Source organism: Pseudomonas sp. LB3P81 (genome assembly GCF_054897965.1).
The window spans coordinates 171,837-188,949 of the sequence record NZ_JBUBVG010000001.1 but is presented as its reverse complement, the minus strand read 5'-3'; the positions used below and the strand labels follow the sequence as shown (position 1 = coordinate 188,949).

At 56.1% G+C, this 17,113-nt stretch carries 7 protein-coding genes and 2 pseudogenes; 7 read left to right on the top strand and 2 right to left on the bottom strand.

Going from position 1 to position 17,113, the window contains the following annotated elements; genetic code table 11:
• Positions 1-5: 5 nt before the first annotated feature.
• Complete coding sequence (locus ACYZTL_RS00980; protein WP_461950170.1) at positions 6-4,580, bottom strand: PAS domain-containing hybrid sensor histidine kinase/response regulator; 4,575 nt, start codon at positions 4,578-4,580, stop codon at positions 6-8.
• 338 nt (positions 4,581-4,918) lie between these two features.
• Here ACYZTL_RS00980 and ACYZTL_RS00975 point away from each other — a divergent pair.
• Positions 4,919-6,052: pseudogene (locus ACYZTL_RS00975) on the top strand (IS3 family transposase).
• A 67-nt stretch (positions 6,053-6,119) separates the two neighbouring features.
• A pseudogene (locus ACYZTL_RS00970) lies at positions 6,120-7,330 on the top strand (IS3 family transposase).
• Between the two features lie 391 nt (positions 7,331-7,721).
• On the opposite strand, the gene ACYZTL_RS00965 reads toward ACYZTL_RS00970, so the two are convergent.
• Positions 7,722-8,804: a helix-turn-helix transcriptional regulator gene (locus ACYZTL_RS00965; protein WP_461950169.1), complete on the bottom strand. Its 1,083-nt coding sequence runs from the start codon at positions 8,802-8,804 to the stop codon at positions 7,722-7,724.
• Positions 8,805-8,904: 100 nt separating this feature from the next.
• Between ACYZTL_RS00965 and ACYZTL_RS00960 the strand changes: the two genes are divergently transcribed.
• From ACYZTL_RS00960 to ACYZTL_RS00940, 5 genes are all read left to right on the top strand, one after another.
• A complete protein-coding gene (locus tag ACYZTL_RS00960) occupies positions 8,905-9,786 on the top strand; it encodes a hypothetical protein (RefSeq protein ID WP_461950168.1) in 882 nt (293 codons plus the stop codon).
• Between the two features lie 62 nt (positions 9,787-9,848).
• Positions 9,849-10,226 carry a hypothetical protein gene (locus ACYZTL_RS00955; RefSeq protein WP_461950167.1) on the top strand — a complete coding sequence of 126 codons (378 nt, stop codon included), beginning with the start codon at positions 9,849-9,851 and terminating at the stop codon, positions 10,224-10,226.
• A gap of 47 nt (positions 10,227-10,273) precedes the next feature.
• Complete coding sequence (locus ACYZTL_RS00950) at positions 10,274-11,254, top strand: hypothetical protein (protein WP_461950166.1); 981 nt, start codon at positions 10,274-10,276, stop codon at positions 11,252-11,254.
• 35 nt (positions 11,255-11,289) lie between these two features.
• Positions 11,290-13,905 carry a PD-(D/E)XK nuclease family protein gene (locus tag ACYZTL_RS00945; RefSeq protein ID WP_461954232.1) on the top strand — a complete coding sequence of 872 codons (2,616 nt, stop codon included), beginning with the start codon at positions 11,290-11,292 and terminating at the stop codon, positions 13,903-13,905.
• A complete protein-coding gene (locus ACYZTL_RS00940; protein ID WP_461950165.1) occupies positions 13,902-17,093 on the top strand; it encodes a UvrD-helicase domain-containing protein in 3,192 nt (1,063 codons plus the stop codon). Before ACYZTL_RS00945 ends, ACYZTL_RS00940 begins: the two co-directional genes overlap by 4 nt.
• The last annotated feature ends 20 nt before the right edge of the window (positions 17,094-17,113 follow it).

The following is a 17,113-nucleotide window of genomic DNA, read 5'->3' as shown; positions in this document are numbered from 1 at the left end:
TTCCTTCAGGCTGATATCAAAAGTTCACGACCAATCGGCATCGCAGCGGAAAAGTCTAGCGACTGCACTATGACCACAAATTCGTCGAACCGTGGGCGTAGGGATGGCTGCGTTTTCGGTGCCAACGCGCCTGCCAGCTCTATGGCTTGAAGGTTGCCCGCTTCAAGCAATACCAAAAGCTCCTCTAGTGACTTTCTCCATTGCATCGGCGCCATTAAGTCCTCGCCAGCCTCGATCTTTACACGCGGGTTCTGACTAAACTCAACATTCAATTGCTCAAGGCTTTGTTGCAATAACTTGCTCAATTCGTCAAACCATGTCGCGTCAGCAAAGAATTTCGCGACAGACTCTGCATCTGCGTGTTTTAGTGTGTGCTCCAAGTTGCCTGCCAGCAGCGACAGCGCCTTGGCCCCCATTGTTCCACTGCTACCTTTAAGGGTATGGAGCACGAAAGCTGCCCCCGAGGCATCTTGCCGCTGGATCTGATCGTGCAACCGGGCAAGCTGCTTTTCCGAATCCGGACCAAAGTTACCCAGTACATTGCGGATCAACTCAAGGTCATCGCCAAAGCGATCAATGATTGACGCACGAGACTCGATGACACCTTCTCCTGTATCGGCTTGCTCTGAGGCTAGAGATCTCCGGCTATCCTCCCGGCCCGCTTGGATGAGCAGCGTTATGACGAGTTGCTCAAGGTCTATGGGTTTGCAGACATGATCATTCATCCCCGCAGCAAGACAGGCCTCACGGTCGGTATTGGAGGCGTTCGCGGTCATCGCCACAATCGGCAGTGCTGCAAAGTGTGGATTCGATCGAATACGACGGGTTGCCTCCAAGCCATCAATATCCGGCATCTGAATATCCATCAACACTGCGTCGAAGGGGACATCCTCAGCCATCACTCTTCTCACCCCTTCCAAACCACCTTCAGCCAGTGTCACCTGAGCGCCTTCCCCCGTCAGTAACTCCTCGGCAACCTGCCGATTGAGCATGTTGTCTTCCACGACCAATAGCCGCAGTCCAGCCAGACGTTGCGGCCTGCCAAGCGTTAACCTGGACGGGGGGGGCTGCTGGAGGCCTTTGCCGATGACCGCTCGCTGAACAGCGTCGGCCAACTGCCTGGGGGTGACTGGCTTGGTGAGAAATCCCACGAATGGCGCGTCTCCCGCCTGGTGGGCGTCGGCCAGCACTTCACGGCCGTAAGCCGTGATCATTATGACCATGGGCGGTGGCAGGCCATTGCCCCCCTTATGGATCAATTGAGCGGCGCTCAGCCCATCCATATCGGCCATCCGCCAGTCCATCAGCACCACGTCGTAGGCTTCGCCCTGGGCCTGGGCTTTCTTCACCCATTCCACCGCTTGCGTGCCACCACTCACATGGTCTGCCTTCCACCCCAAGGCATATACGTTTCGCAACAGCAATTCACCCGCCATGGCATTGTCGTCGACTACCAGTATCCGTATGGACTCATTGACTCCAGGACAGGCAGCTCTCGGCAGCGAAGCCTGTGCCATATCCAGGGTTATGTCGAACCAGAAGCGACTTCCGACGCCCTGCTGGCTCTCCACTTGAAGCTCACCGCCCATCAAGGTGACCAACCGCCTGCAGATAACCAAGCCCAGACCGGTGCCGCCAAAACGGCGGGTGGTTGAAGCCTCGGCCTGAGTGAATCCTTCGAAAATGCGCTGAAGTTGCTCCGGGCTGATGCCGATGCCGGTATCGGAAACGGCGATGCGCAAGCCCACAGCGTTTTTCGTGCGTATCAGTTGCTGGACGCTGACCACGATCTGGCCTTCCAGGGTGAACTTGAGGGCGTTACCCGCCAGGTTGATCAGCACCTGTTGCAGCCGCAGGCTATCGCCTATCAGGTCGTTGGGTAGATTGGCGTCAAGGTCGAACATGACCTCGACTTCTTTCTGACCCTGATTGCCGGCCAGCACAACGGAGAGGTCACGCATGAGCGATTCGAGTTCGAACGGGTGCACATCGAGTTGCAGCTTGCCGGCCTCAATCTTGGAGTAATCAAGGATGTCATTGAGCAAGACCAGCAGTGACTTCGCAGCGGACTGTGCTTTGGTCACATAGTCGAGTTGACGACCATTCAGGTCAGTGTTCTGCACCAACTGCAACATGCCCAGCACGGCGTTCATCGGCGTGCGTATTTCATGGCTCATGTTGGCCAAAAAGGCAGACTTGGCCGCACTCGCGGTATCGGCCTGTTCCTTGGCGTACAGCAGATGGGACTCCAGCTCGCGCTGGGAGGTTATGTCCCGATTGATACCTGTCACACGCAAAGCCGCACCGCTCGGACTGCGTTCGACCTGCGCGCCTGCCTGTATGAAGCGGACCTGGCCGTCCGGACGAACGACACGGAAAATGGTGTCGTACACACCAGCCCCCTCGACTGCGGCACTCAGCTTTTCAGCCGCTGCCAACACATCGTCGGGGTGAACTCGCGAATACCAGTGCTGATAGCCCAGACCATTATTGCGCAATGTCAGCGGCTGACCGTAGAACTCGAACATGCGATCATTCCACTGCAAGGCATTGTCCGCCAACGTCCAGGACCAGACGCCCAGTTCGGCTACTTCAGCAGCCATCACCAACTGATCATGAATCGCCATCAGTTCACTACGTTGTTTCTGCGTCGTCTCCAGGCTCGCAGCCAGCTCCTTTTCCGCCGCTTTACGTTCGGTGATGTCCACCGCGATGCCCAGGTAGCCGCTCAATTTCCCGTCGTCATCACGCATGGAGGTGACCACCAGCGTGACAGGAAACCGCGAGCCATCCTTACGTATGTAAGTCCACTCCCGGGTTTCTGCACCTTCAAGCTCGGGTTTATGGGTCAAAACACGGAAACCTTCGATTGTCTGAGCGTACTCCTCGCTCAGTTCAACGCTACGAGCAGCGAGTTCCTCTCGCACATGTATCGATTCAGGTGTGTGCTGACCCAGCAACTCATCGGCGTGATAGCCCAACAAATGCTCGGCGCCTTTGTTGAACACACGGATAACGCCATCGAGATCCGTCGCAATGATCGAGACCTCAGTGGCCGAGCGCAGCACGCTGCCTAACAATAGATTGAGATGCCGCAACTCGGAAGTTCGCTGCGCAACCTGCTCCTCCAGGTTTGAATTGAGTTCGAGAATTCGGGCCTCCGCTGCTTTTTTCGCCGAGATATCCCTTAACGTCTTGGAGGCTCCTACGACGCGACCACCCTCGCCAAAAATGGGTGAGATGCTTACGGAGACATCAATCAGCCGGTTATCTTTGCATCGACGTTGGGTATCAAAGCTCCTTATCCGTTCCCCCGCGCTGATACGCGCAAGGATATGGGCTTCCTCAGCTACAAGCGCCTCAGGAACAACCAGGCTGACCAGTGACTGCCCCACTGCCTCCTCGGCGGTATAGCCAAAAAGATGCTCGGCTCCCTTGTTCCAGTTGGTGACGAAGCCATCGAGAGTCTTACCGATAATGCCATCGGCCGAGCTTTCAACGATGGCGGCCAGTCTTGCTTGCTCGGCGAGTATCTGCCGCCGTCGTTGTTGACTGACGCTCACGACTCCAACCAGAGTAGCTAAAAGAAATGTAAGCAAACCACCAATCAAAAGGACGACCTTCGGCGAAACCTGATGCAGACGCTGGAGGAACAACGGGTGCGCGCCGAGTTCGATTTGCCATCGCCTCCCGTACACCTCGCGCTCCACCTGATGGGTCATCAATGTTTGACGGCTAGTCGAGTCGTCGGTGCTTTGATAAAACACCTCCTCTCGTCCGGGGACGGTGATATCCCTCAATCGCAGATGGACCGATTCATTTTCCACGCGCAGACCGTTGAGCACCTCCTCGGTCAGCAACCCGGTGAAGCTCCAGCCAAATGCCGCTGCCTCTCGCTCTGCAACGGTTGATGGAGTCACCCCTTCACGATAAATGGGTAACAGCACCAAGAAAGACTGCTGCGGCTTTCCTAGGCCGATTACCAGTGTGATGGGGGCGGTAATCCGTGCCTGACCGCTTTGCATTGCAGACTGGGCGGCCTCACGCCGAACTGTTTCCGAAGCAATGTCCAAGCCAATTGCTGCCTGGTTACGCTCAACGGGGTGGACATACTGGATAACGTGACGTTCGCCTGAATGGGGTGAAAACTGGCGAATGGAAAAATCGGCTTTGCCATCAGCTCTAGCACGCTTAAGAAACTGACCTTCGTCTTGCTCTTGTACACGTCTTATAAAACCAAACCCGAGTGCGCCGGGAAACTCAGTAGCAATATCGCGAGTTTGGCTGTATCGGAGGAAAATTTCGCGATTGAGACCATGTTCTCCCGCAGTCAGCACGGCCCCACGAGCGCCTCGTAATCCGTATTGATAAAGCCGGAGTCGAGTCAAAACCGAGTCTGCTGCATCCTCGGTAGCCGCAATGACCGCTTTTTGGGCCTGCTGTTCGTTGAAACGTTCAAGGGCCCAGCTCCCGAGAATGCTTGCCCCTACCCCCACCACCAGAGTAATCGCTACTCCCCAGCTCAATGCAAAAAACTTATGTTTTCTCACCGGCGGTGCCCCCATTACAGAAAGCGTCATTATGTATAAATGTTCTAACCCTCTTAGCGGGCCGTCTGCTACTTATCCGCAGGAAACAACCCCCCCAAGGATAAAAACGACACTTCTGTGTCGAGCAAAACCACATCGGGCATGCATTGACGAGTGCTCTCCCCCGGCACCATTCGCCTTGTAGCATAGCTAATCAACCTATTGCAGGTTCCAATTGGGGGCACTGTCGCTGCTATGCTGGGCTTTCTCGAAAGGATTCGACACCATGCCAAGCGATTATTCACTGTCCGATGTACTGGAAAGGTGTAGTGGTCTAATGAAACCGGACACCTATTTAGGCGAGAATGCTCGCCAGATCGAGGTGTCAGATGACCAAACAACGCCGTTCCTTTTCTACTGAATTCAAACGCGAGGCTGCCGACCTAGTGCTCAAGCAAAACTACAGCTACATCGAAGCCAGCCGTTCACTCGGCGTCGGCGAGTCGGCACTACGCCGTTGGGTCGACCAGGTTCAGCAGGAGCGCAAAGGCGTTACCCCGCAGAGCAAAGCGCTGACACCGGAACAGCAGAAAATCCAGGAGCTGGAAGCCCGGATCGCCCGGCTTGAACGGGAAAAATCGATATTAAAAAAGGCTACCGCGCTCTTGATGTCGGAAGATCACGAGCGTACGCGCTGATCAATCAGCTGAGCGTCCATGAGCCGGTTGATTGGCTATGCAACGTATTTGAAATCAACCGCTCAAGTTACTACGCCCACCGCCTCAAGCGCCGAACGCCGGATGTCGAACGACTTCGGTTGCGCAGCCGGGTGAGCGAGTTGTTTTCACAAAGTCGCAGTGCTGCCGGCAGCCGTAGCATCCTCTCGTTGATGCGTGACGATGGTGAGCAACTCGGTCGGTTCAAAGTGCGCAGCTTGATGCGTGAGCTTGACCTCGTCAGCAAACAGCCAGGTTCTCATGCCTATAAACGAGCGACGGTTGAACGATTGGATATCCCGAACATCTTGAATCGGGATGTTCGATGTCTCGGCACCCAACCAGGTGTGGTGCGGCGACATCACCTACATTTGGGCCCAAGGGAAATGGCACTATCTGGCGGTCGTACTGGATCTTTGCGCGCGCCGAGTGGTGGGCTGGGCGTTGTCGGAAAAGCCGGACGCTGAGCTGGTTATTAAGGCGCTGGATATGGCCTACGAACAACGTGGAAGACCTCAGGGCCTGCTGTTTCACTCGGATCAAGGGTCGCAGTATGCGAGTCGTTTATTTCGCCAGCGGCTGTGGCGTTATCGCATGCGTCAGAGCATGAGTCGTCGGGGGAATTACTGGGATAACGCGCCGATGGAGCGCGTGTTCCGCAGCTTGAAAACTGAATGGATACCGACCACGGGCTACAGAACTGCTCAAGAAGCCCAACGCGATATCAGCCATTTCTTGATGCATCGGTACAACTGGATTCGGCCCCATCAATTCAACGGTGGGCTGGCGCCAGCTCGGGCCGAATGAACGAGCCCCATGAAACACAGGACACCGTTTCCCCCTTACGATAAGGGATAGGCAAACGGTTATGTTTATGACTAACAGCAACGATAAGAGTGGGGAGCTTTTGGGCCAGGAGCGGCGTCGCCGCTGGAGCCCAGAGCAAAAACTGGCCATGGTTCGCGAAAGTCTTGAGCCAGGACAAAGCGTTTCGGTGGTGGCTCGGCGCAACGGCATCAATGCCAACCAGCTGTTCCTGTGGCGCAAGCTGTATCAGGACGGCAGCCTGTCGGCGGTCAGTGCCGGTGAAGCCGTGGTGCCTGCCTCGGAACTGAGCGATGCGCTCAAGCAGATCCGTGAACTGCAAAGGATGCTGGGCAAGAAAACGATGGAAGCAGAAATCCTCAAAGAGGCCGTGGAGCTCACCCGGTCGCGAAAATGGATTGCGCACTCACCCTTGTTGCCGGGGGACGACCAGTGAAGCTGGTCAGCGAATGTCTCGGTGCTCGCAATTAACGGTTCGACAAGCAATCGGTATCGCCCAAAGTACGGCGATGCAGGCCCGTGAACGATGCTGAACTGGTGGTTGAAATCCAGCAACAGGTCAGCGAACTACCCAGCTATGGCTACCGTCGTGTCTGGGGATTACTGCGTCGCGCACGTGAAACCCAGTCGCTGCCGGCGATCAACGTGAAGCGGGTTTACCGGGTCATGCGTGATCACAACTTGCTGCTGGAGCGTCGACTCAAACAGCCCGGGGTGCCGCGTCGGCACGAAGGCCGTATTGCGGTGCAAACCAGCGATACACGTTGGTGCTCGGACGGTTTTGAGTTCCGCTGCGAGGACGGCGCCAAACTGAGCGTGACCTTCGCCCTGGACTGCTGTGATCGCGAGGCCATCGGCTGGGTCGCCAGCCCGACCGGGTACAGCGGCGATGATATCCGCGACTTGATGCTGGAAAGCGTGGAGAAGCGCTTCGGTGATCAACTGCCGACAACGCCGGTGCAATGGCTAAGCGATAACGGCTCGGCGTACACGGCCGAACAGACGCGCCTGTTTGCTCGGCAGATCGGTTTGCAGCCGGTGACCACACCTGTGCGCAGCCCGCAGAGCAACGGCATGGCCGAGAGCTTCGTGAAGACGATCAAGCGTGACTACGTGGCGCACATGCCCAAGCCGGATCGAGAAACGGCGCTACGTAACCTGGCAATTGCCTTCGAACACTACAACGAGCAGCATCCGCACAGCGCCTTGAACTATCGCTCGCCGAGGGAATTCAGGCGCTTGGCGGCAGCATCAATTTAACAGGGCGTTGGTGTCCGGTTTTGTAGGGGCAAATCCAGAGGACGCGCCATGAACACTATTGCTACATACGGCCAGCAGTCAGTCATGAGGAACTGATGGACGACATTACCGAGGATGAGATCGAGGGCGCCGATGAGTGAAATAGATTATTCCGGCGAGCGTCTTACGCTCGCGCGGAAGGCGATCATCGTTGACTGACTTCGGGATGTTGGAAGGCGAACTGGAGATTCCCAGCCGCTAGGCGTTGGCCAAGGATGACGCAGCGGAATTAGCCTGTTTCGAATAAGCTGCCCCCAAGCCTGAGGCACAGCAGGACTAAGTGAACAATTCGAAAGAGCTTCCGGCTTAGTTGTATGGCTGATTAGGTGCATCTTCCGCTCGGCATACAAGATCAATCATCAGCGTAAAGACTCACTGCGCGACGCAGCGCATCTCGCACATGTGCGCGGATAACGGGAGGTCCAAGCACTTCAATTTCGTCCGCGTTGCTGAGCAGGAACAGTCTCAAACCCTGAGTATCGCGCAGTGTGCAACTCAGATCCCATTTCCGATCGAATGATTGCACCATAATCTGGTCAGCTGCCAGTGGATTTTCCGAAAGTCGGTTGTGCAAATTGCTGCCTAGCCGAAGCCTGAGCTCAACGGGTTCGTTGCCATGAATAGTCATGAGGTGTTTTTGGGCTTCGAGCGAGTTGACGTCGTAGCCATCAGGCTCCGGTATATACCGGCTGCTTTCTGTAACTGCCACCACACGATGCAACATGAGAGCGCAGAGTGTTTTCGGACCATTGCTGCTGTACTTGCCTCGCTTTGTTCCGGGCTCGGGTGTGCAGCCCTCTGGCCACTCCTCGTCCAGCACGTAGGCAGATAGGTAGATGTTCGAGTCCTGGTAAGAGAGCGCCAAGGGTTTCAGGTGATAGACACACTCGACGCCCCCGGCATCCCGGGGGAGATATGTGATCTTTAACGGCTGATTGAACCAAAGAGCATCTTGAATCATGGCCACATGGGCTGGGTCGGATCGCCCGGGCTGCAGAACTGTGAAGCGTGTACCGGTAGTGATGCGCTTCGCCCACTCCAGCGTTCGAAAAGGTGCTCTGCTCATGACGCGATCAACGTAGCCACGGAGCTTTTTCAGCATCTCGGGCGGCGCCTGCAAACCAAAACGAGCCGCATGATCAATGATGGCCGATACGGTCATGGCTTCGGTTGGCAAGAGCGTCAGATCGAGGCCAGGCCCTAACCACACCCAGAAGTTGGCTCGCAGATCCGAGTCCATCTTGACCTGCCTCACCTCGCCGATACGTTCAAGCGCCTCAAGATCCCGTTGCGTACTTTTGGGAATGTGGTTCTCAAGCCCTAACTCGGTGCAGAGACGCTCATGCAGAACGGTGGTTGACTGCGGCTCCTTGTACTCGAGCAAAATTTTGCGCAGGCAATCTCGTCGATCAAACAAATCCACTTTATTTTCCACAGTCATCCTATTGCGGACACGATCTGTCCCTATCCGATGTTTTGATGCTCTGGCTGGCAGGCAATCTCGCTAATCGTAGTGCCAGCCCACAGGAGTATTCATGAATCGCCAAACCTACTTCGCCCTTCCCCACGTGTCTCAGTTCATTGACTGGCTCGCGGCAGAACTCGACTCTGAATCGCGGTTCAAGCACGAGTATGTTGATCGTCGTACGGGTGCGCAATGGTCGTGTAACAGCTTGTTCGACGCCTTCGCCGGCTACCGCTGGAATCATCCGGGAAACTCGCGACTGGCGTTCAACCCCGGTAACTGTTCCATGAGCAATGGCCTTGCCCTGGCTGCATTGCGCAAGGACCTCGAAAACATCAATGGGAATGACAGCCGCGCTCTTAATGCTGCCCTTGGCGTGATGAGCTGGGGTGGCGTGAGTGCGGGCAACGCGAGCTGGCTCAAGGCGAACAAGGAAGGACTGGCGGGTCTGCTGGAAGCGGTACAGGCAGCAATGGACGCCGGCGATGAGCTTGCTCCAGTTCTGCGCTCCAAGCACCTGCGCTTCAACTCTGGAATGACCAAAGTTTACTCGCTGCTCTGCAAGAACTTCGTCATCTATGACAGCCGCGTCGCCGCAGCGCTCGGCTGGCTGATAGTGAAATACTGCCAATCTCAGGGCCTCCTGAAAGTGCCGGAAGCGTTGTGCTTCCCTTGGGCAGCCGCGAAAGAAGCGCCCAACGCAACTGCGCCCAAATGCCGCAATCCAGGTAAAGGCAATCTCGAATTCAAGGGGCTGCGCTCGGGAGCTCATCACGCACTCTGGAATCTGCGAGCGAACTGGGTGTTGAGCGCGGTGTTGGCGAATCCTGCTACGAAAGGCAGCCCTTTCCATTCGGTCGCCTCCCCCCACGATCCGCTGCGCGTCCTCGAAGCAGCGCTGTTCATGATCGGCTATGACCTCGGTCTTCAGCGAGTAGCTGTGGCCGCCTGACGACGGGAAGATCTGCCCTCGTTCCATGGACGAGGGTCATCACTGAATCATTGAGGTGACCGATGAAACGCTTGAATCCGATACAGACCCTGATCGTTGACCTTGCCGCGAACGGTGTGCGCGCCATCGACCTGAAACAAGCCGTAGTCCGCAATTTTCCGCAATTGGAGGAGGCGCAATACCAATCGGCGCTGTTGGGCCTGCAGGAACTCGATTGCCTGGTGGGCGAGGAAATGGAGGGAGAGTGGTTTTTCAAAATCCTCGATAAAACCCACCCTGACTATCAGCCTCTTGAGTACAGCCCCGAGTTTGCGGAAAAAATCATCGCTGCGTCCTGCGGGAAGTTTGTAGAGATCGACGTCGACAAGTTCCTTGCACAACTGGACGTCATGATCGCCAAGGCACAAGGCACTGACTCGGACTCGGACTCGTCGAGCTGATTACCCAGTGACATTTTCAGCCTGTGCAACATACTTTCAGAGGGACAATGATGAGCATCAAGGGAGACTACGTATCGGTTGAAAAAGATGAGTTCGAGGGTCTGACTACCATTGAACATTCACGTCATTGCCGCCATCGCGGGGGCGAGAATGAACTCACGCTGTCCTGGCGTCGTAGTATTCGCCGGACCTCAGACCGCATGATTCTGGATCTTGAAATAAAGACGTCTCGCTCGGGCGGCTGGCTTCCTTCGCAGCTGGTCGTACTGGCGGATGACCAGCGAATCGAACTGGACTATTTCCCCAACAAAGTCGGCGAATACCGCCGCGGTGAACTGTATGAAATCGGCCTGTTTTTTCTGGACCCCTCACCTCGGATGTTGCGCACGCTGTGTGACGCGGCGTCGCTGAAACTCAAGCTGTACTCGAGCGAAAAGAATGAACACATGCTACTACCCGAGCAGTTTTCCACCCAGCTACAGATACAGGCCCGGCAGTTCTACAACAATGCGTTCGATCAGACCAAGTACACGGACGCGGTCTCCGGAGCTGCCCCACAGACGGAGGATGATACCTTCGCCGAGCACATCGCCCGCCGCGAGGAGCGTTACCGGTCGTTGTGCAACCACCGGCTAATATGGGGCCTGGTGTGGCTCGGCATCTTGGGCGGGTTGTGCCTGATCCCGGCGGTCTCGAAAGTGAGTCTATCGAGTAGCGCGACCGATCTGGCAATCATTGTCGCGCTGTTGAGCTCTTTGATCTGGGTTGTACCGCATGTGCAAATTCTCTGGATTGAACAGCAGAAAAACAAAGAGTGCCCACGCTGCCATCATCGTGCGATAAAGCTCACCGGTTACCGGGAAAATGTCTATCAAGTGCGATCCGTGGAGCAGATTGTGAATGATCGGCTGACGGGCAAGCGGAAATCGCGACAGGTGACCGTCACCGATCATGAGGTGACGCAGGATTTCGCTTGCATAGATTGTCGGCACACATGGACGCGAACTCATATTTCGCGGGGCTTCTAGATTAAAAATCAGCAGGGAGCGTAAACGTGTCTGGAATGCAGATTACATTTGGTATGCAACTCGATGGCCAGCGGTCGATACGGCCTGGTAATCGACTTGGATCTGTGACGGTGGGTCCGCAGGGGTTGCTGGAAATTCTCGAAACACAGCTTGGGCTGGTTGCGCCACAGCCTTGTGCCGTCCAGCGAGCAGCAGCGTATCGAGATTGCCTTGCGCACGGTGGCGATAACAAACACTTCTACCTCGCCAGTTTCCTGGCCGATGAATTGGGCGTGGCTGCCGAGCTTCTCTCGTGGCGTGACGATTTATATCTACACGGCTGGGATGGCAATGACTCGCCCCATGCAAGTGCACGAATCAGTGATCTCGCCCATGTGGAACAGCGAGCCAAGCACTGTGTCGCGCCCTCGGTAGGTGAGCGACTGCGATGCATAACGCAAGCTTTGCAGACGCGTCGCACGCCCATTGAAAACATCCTGTTGGCGGATGACTGGCAAACGTACCCGCGCGCCTGGCAAGCCGTGCTCCAATGTCTTCCCTATGCAGCCATCGAACGAACTGCGGGGCGCGCGAAAGGCTTTTTAGGACAGTTACAAGCACAGCTTCAACGAAGTTTTGCTGGCGAACAGGTTGAACCGTTTATCTGGCAAGACGACGGCACAGTACACGTTGTACAGGCACAAAGCCGCGCCCTCGCGGCCAGTTGGCTCAGCCGCTCATTTAAGGACATCGAGTCATTACTGCTGGTTTCTAGCCAGGAAGGTGATTGCCTTGATGCGCACATGGTTGGCGCCAGCCGAGCTCGCCAGGGGCTCGATAGCGCAAGCACATTGCGCCCCGCGTTCCAGGTGTTGCCACTGGCATTGGAGCTCCTCTGGGCGCCTCTGAACTACCCATCCCTACTGCAATTTCTCACGCACTCAATATGCCCGATTCGTACTCATGCGCGTCGCAAGCTGGCGGCCAAGATTGCCACGTCACCTGGGGTTGAGGGCGTTCTCTGGGAAGACGTCCTGGACAGCCTCAGCCAGCACTATGGTGAAGAAGCCTCGCAGGTTCTGGAGTCCATAACCGCCTGGATAAAGTGCCCGACCTACAGCAAAGACCAGGGAGCCCCCTTGGACGACGTGCTGCGGCGAGTCCAACGACTGAGCAACTTCTTCCAAGGGCGAATGGGGCACGCCCAAGCGTCACACCATCTCGCGGCTCGTGCAGGTTACGCACAGTGCGCAGCCGTGGAACAGGCGCTTGAAACCTTAGTCGCCCAGGGCGTGCATCTACTGCGCCCACGCCAGTTGCAGCAAATGGTGGAACAGGCTACCGAGGCTGGAGACGATAACCCTTTACTGGCGGCGCAAGTGGGGGCGCAACTGGCGATCTCACGACCCGCAGCGGCTATCGAGCACGCGGACACCGTGGTGTGGTGGAACATGACGATGCCGGTTCTTACTGGCCATTCGGTATGGTCCAACGCAGAACTCAATCAACTTGAGCAAATGGGTGTGGCCGTGCCAACGGGCACGACTCTGCTTGCCCAAGCCACCCAGGACTGGCTGCGCCCACTCATGGCGGCGGACCGCCAGTTGGTGCTGGTACTCGGGAGACAGAGCGAAGAACCCCACCCTTTATGGCAGATGGTGGAAACGCTGGTCGATCATCCCAAAGTCAAGGCACTGGAAGAACTACTGATTGCCCCAGGCCCCTTGTTCCAGCCTCATCGGCTGGCCCCTCTGCCATTGCGCAAACGCTGGTGGAAGCTGCCTGACCGAACGCCATTGTCAACTGTGGAAAACGCGTCTTTCTCGAGTTTGAATCTGCTTCTGTTCAATCCTTATCAATGGCTGTTGCATTACGGAGCGCGCATTCGTCCTTCGCAAAGCCTCACCTTGGGCGACAGTTTTCAACTGAAGGGAAAGCTGGCTCATCGAATAGCAGAGCGCTTTTTCGTTTCACAAGATGCCTTGAACAAGAGTGATAGCGATTTTTCAGCCTGGTTCGCGGTGCACTTCGACCAGGTGATCCGAGAGGAAGGCGCGCTGCTGTTGATGGACGGCCGCGGCGCTGACTTGGCTTCCTTTCGCCACCGGGTGCGACGGGCACTGGAGCAGTTGCGGACTCATTTTTTGGCTGCGTCAGTGCAAAGCGTCATCTGTGAAACGCTGCTTGAAGGACAGTTTGCAGGGGGCGTACTGGCCGGATCGGCCGATCTGATCATCACCAAAGCGGACGGTCATCAGGCGGTCGTCGACATGAAGTGGGCCGGAGGCAAGACCTATCCTGATCAACTCAGGACCAATCGTCATCTTCAACTGGCGATCTATGCTGAGCTGCTGCGCCAGGCCACTGGATCAATGCCTTCAGTGGGGTATTTCATACTCGACTCCGCCCTCCTTCTGACGCCGGATGACCGAGCATTCGCGGACTCCGAGTGTATTCCTGCAAACCCACCAGGCACCACGCGTGAGCTATGGCAGAGCTTTATAGAAACTTGGGCATGGCGCCAGGCGCAGATTGCAGGTGGGGTATTTGAAGTGGCCTTGAAGGATATCGAAGCGGACGAATTATCCGTCCCGCCCGCTGGAGCAATGTCGATGGAATACCTCAAAGAATCGTATAACTCTTACCTGACGCTGGCCGGGTGGGAACAATGACCATGTCGAGCCCACCTCGTATCACCTTCATCAGCGCTGGCGCAGGCAGTGGCAAAACCCACCGACTCACTGAGATCCTTCATCAGGAACTGATCAGTGGTGATGTCGCCCCGGCAGGCATCATCGCCACCACGTTCACCCGAAAGGCGGCAGCGGAGTTGCGCGAGCGAGTTCGTGGTCATCTGCTCAAGCAAGGTAACACGGGCCTGGCTACGGCAATGGGCCTGGCCCGTATCGGCACAGTGAATAGCCTCTGCGGCCAGCTACTGGAGAGGTTTGCATTCGAGGCAGGTATGCCGCCTCAACAACGTGTATTGGAAGACAGCCAGGCAAAAGTGCTGCTGAACCAGGCCATCGATCGTGTACTCAACGGCGAAATGCTGGACGGTTTCCTCGCTGTTGCTCGTCGTATGGGACTGGAAATAAACGAACAAACGGGAGAATTTAAAACTCACAACTGGCTCGACGACCTGCGTCAGATACTCGGCCAGCTGCGCACCAATGACATCGACCTCGAATCAGCCAAGGGTTTTGCTCAACGTAATGCCGATGAACTGCTCGCCCATTTTCCGGCACCTACATCCTCAGACTTGAAGGATGAACTGCTCTCCTCCATTCCCGATGTGCTCGCTCAACTGATAGCCGCCGATAGCGACATTGGCACCACGCGCACCTATATTTCATTGCTCAAGGATTTCCAGCGGTCACTGCGGCAGGACAGCGCTCGCTGGAGTGATTGGGCAAAGCTGTCGAAGACCGAACCGCAAGCAAAGCTCAAGCCTTTGGTGGAACGTATAAGTGAAACCGCTGCGCGCTTCGCCGAGAGTCGATCCCTGCACAACGACATCCAGGACTACCTGGAGCAGGTGTTTAGCCTGGCAATCCGTGTTGTGAAGGTCTACGGCGACGCCAAGCGTGAGCTGGGTGTACTCGATTTCGCAGACCAGGAGCATGAACTACTTAAATTGCTGGATAACCCTGCAGTAGTTCAGGTATTGGAGGAAGAGCTGGATCTGGTCATGGTCGATGAATTCCAGGACACCAGTCCGATGCAACTGGCGATTTTCCTGAAATTATCGCAGTTGGCTAAACGGGTTTACTGGGTGGGCGATATCAAACAGGCCATTTATGGCTTTCGCGGCAGTGACAGCACTTTGATGCAGGCCATCCTCAAGTCGCTTCCACAACTCGGTGGGGAAAAAGAGGTCCTGACTCAATCCTGGCGTTCTCGGCCTGAACTGGTTGATCTGGTCAACGACGTTTTTGCGCCTGCATTCGAGCCCAATCTGGCTGCACCCGAAGTGCGACTTTCAGCCACTCGCAAGGACTGTCTGCCCGGAACCGCGTTCGCGAACTGGAACCTGGACGGTAGCGATGTCGTTCAGCACATGGAGGCATTAGCGGTAGGTATCCAACACCTGATCGATCAAGGTCACCCCGTATTCGATAACGTCAGTAAATCCATTCGAAATGTTCGCCGTGGCGACATCACGGTCCTTTGCTACTCCAATAGCAACGTGTCCAAAGTAGCCAGTGCCCTCGCCCAGGCCGGGCTCCCTTGCACTACAGCCCAGCCAGGATTATTGGCCAGCGCCGAGGCGACCCTGGCGCTGGCATGTTTGCGTCGCTTGAATGATCCTGCCGATACATTGGCCACTGCCCAGATCGTTTCACTTACCGGTACCGAGGAGCCAGAAACCTGGGTCTCTGAGCGACTGCGTTATCTGGATGCCGAGCATCCGCAGACACAGTGGCGTGAACTGGATTTTGAAGACCACGCCGCCCACCCGGTGATCGCCTCTATCGCTTTGTTGCGTGCGGACCTGGCGCTGACAACGCCCAAGGAAGCATTGCAACGCCTCATCGCAGAATGCGACCTCCTTTCCCTCGTCACTGCCTGGTCCTCCTCTGTGGCTCAAGCACAACAACGCCTGGCTAACCTTGATGCATTACTCGATCTCGCCCAGGAGTATGAACAGCTTTGTCGAAATGGGCTGGGCGCTGCCTCCATTTCCGGACTGATTCTTTGGCTAGGCGAAATCGCGAAGAGCCAAAGTGACGCACTACCGGTACCGGTTCTGGATGCTGTGCAGGTGATGACCCATCACGCCAGCAAAGGGCTGGAATGGCCCGTGGTCATCTTGATGGATTTGGCACGTGATTTCGGGGATCGCTTATGGTCTGTCTCTGCGCGTTCAAACAGCGTTTTCGACCCGCACAGACCCTTGAATGATCGGTTCATCCGCTACTGGCCATGGCCGCTTGGCAAACAGCAAAAAGTGCCGATAGCCGAGAAGATAGCGAACTCTGAAGCAGGGATCATGTTCAAGCACGAGGCTACAGAAGAGGCCAAGCGCCTGCTCTACGTCAGCATGACACGTGCCCGCGACCTGCTCGTTATCGCGTCTCCCGCAAAAAAAATGAGCGGTCCATGGTTCAACTGCGTCAAGGCGCCTTGGTTGATACTTGCGGATGGCGAACATCAATTGACGTTACCCAGCGGTTCAACGCTGCTCGCAAACGCCCAAAAATTTTCAGCTGGGAGTTTACCGATTCCGGAAATTGGCAACGATGAGGCACTTCACTGGTTTGCACCGAGTCCGGCCAGCGAACCGAAACTGCCACTGATCTTCCGGCCCTCCAATAGCGAATCTCGCACTCTTTCAGCGCCCCGCGATAAATGCCAGATAGGGACACGTATCGCACTGCAGGGCAGCCCAACGATGAGCATCTTGGGTGCAGCGATCCACGCTAGTCTTTGTCTATCATTCGCCGACAAGGATCAGCCGATCGTCCTGGACGACATTCGTCGTTTGCTGACGTCCCATGACCTTCTCGAACAGGTGAATGCGCAGCAGCTCTACGATCAAGTCGGTGCATTCCACGACTGGATTGGATCTCGATGGCCGGCGTCACGGGCAATGGCAGAATATCCGGTACAACAAGTGTTAGAGAATGGCCAGGTCCTGAATGGGCGTATCGACCTGCTGCTCGACACCCATGAAGGCTGGGTACTGATCGATCATAAATCGAACCCGTCACCGGCCGCACGCTGGGATGAACTGGCCGAGGAACACATCGGCCAACTCGAGGCTTATGCCAGGGCCATCCATATGGCGTCGGGCAAGCCGGTGACACAAGGATGGATTTTCCTGCCCACCGCCGCCGGCGCGGTGCGGGTATTTTGAGCACTAAACGACTTTGAGCG